At 57.2% G+C, this 1,419-nt stretch carries 1 protein-coding gene; it reads right to left on the bottom strand.

All coding sequences use genetic code 11. The features are described from left to right. The coding region (locus tag PY650_RS36400; RefSeq protein WP_285884938.1) for an IS1182 family transposase at nt 1-1,368 on the bottom strand (1,368 nt) is incomplete at its 3' end. Nucleotides 1,369-1,419: the final 51 nt, after the last annotated feature.

The following is a 1,419-nucleotide window of genomic DNA, read 5'->3' on the forward strand; positions in this document are numbered from 1 at the left end:
TTTTCCTTCTCCGGGGCGATATCGGGCCGGATTCGCAGCTTTTCGGCAGTTCAGGAGCAGCAAAATGGCCAAAGAATGCGCCAGGCGTTTCAGGTTGACTGCCGCGGCCGTCAGATAGGCTTGGATCTTCATATTTGTTAGACCGCGCCGGATCGCTCTCGATAGCCCGTGCCAGGTCTTGGCTTCGCCATGGTATCCCTCTGAGCGCCAACGGTGGCGTTGGTACAAAGCTCGGTCTTCATCCGACCAGCGTTCTCGGCGGCGGCGAGCTCGGAGAAGCGCAGGATAGTCATCGCCGAGCACCACAGCTTTATTGACCCGTCCTTTCGAGAGGCAAAGTCGGGCCATATCGCAACGTCGGCAGTCGGCGGCGCGCGATGTAAAGAACCGACCGTGCTTGATGGCGCGGCCGGACTTCAGGATTTTTCCGCGCGGACACTTGAGAACGTCATGCTTGGCGTCGTAGCGAAAGCGTCGCATCGGTACCGGGCTGCGGATCGGTTCTGCCTTTGCTGGAATTACTGCCTGGATGGCGCGTTGCTCCATGCCCGCAAAGACCTTGGCATAGGCATAACCTGCATCGGCTGTGGCGGTCTTGATTGCTGCACCTGTCACGTCAGCGACTATGTCAAGCCGATCGAGTATGACCTGTCCCTCATTCACCTCGCCGGTCGTAACCTCGACGTCGAGAACTACACCGCAGCAATCGTCCACGACCGCGTGCTGCTTGTAGGCTGGTTCGAGCCGGCGATTGCGCCCGTTGGTAGCCATGGAAGCGTCAGGGTCAGTGATACAGACCTTCTTGTATTTGCCTGTTTTACGACTCTTGCGTTCTTTATCAGTGTCTTCGGTGTCTTCGTTGGCGACGGCGACAGCATCCGCATGGCGAACTGCAAGGCTTTCCCAGCTGACATCTGCACGGATGAGAGAGGCATCGACATGTACGATCTCACCTTTCGCAATCTTTGCCGCCACGCAGACTTTAACCGTTCGCTCAAAAATCTTGCGAAAGCGGTCGGCACCCCAACGCTGACGGATTCGGGTCAGCGATGAGTGGTCGGGAAGCACTTCATGCAGACCGAAGCCGACGAACCAGCGGATCGCAATATTAACCTGCGCCTCACGCATCAAGCGACGGTCGTGGACAATCCCGAGCAGGAAGCCCGCCAGCATCAACCGGACTGCTACTTCTGGGTCGATACCGGGTCGTCCGACACCGGCAGCATAGAGTTCGGAAATTTCCTGGTGCAGCCAGGAGAGATCTAAAACCGCATCCACCTTAGCCAGTATGTGATCGTCCGGAACCAACTGCCGGAGCGAGCCGCACATGTAGAGTTCGAGCTGATCGCGTTCCTTACGGCCGAGCATCGGAAGGCTCCAGAGAATCAACGATAACTCAATTGAATCAGATACATGAGA

Source organism: Martinezella calliandrae (assembly GCF_030272695.1).
Classification (GTDB): Bacteria; Pseudomonadota; Alphaproteobacteria; order Rhizobiales; family Rhizobiaceae; genus Rhizobium; species Rhizobium calliandrae.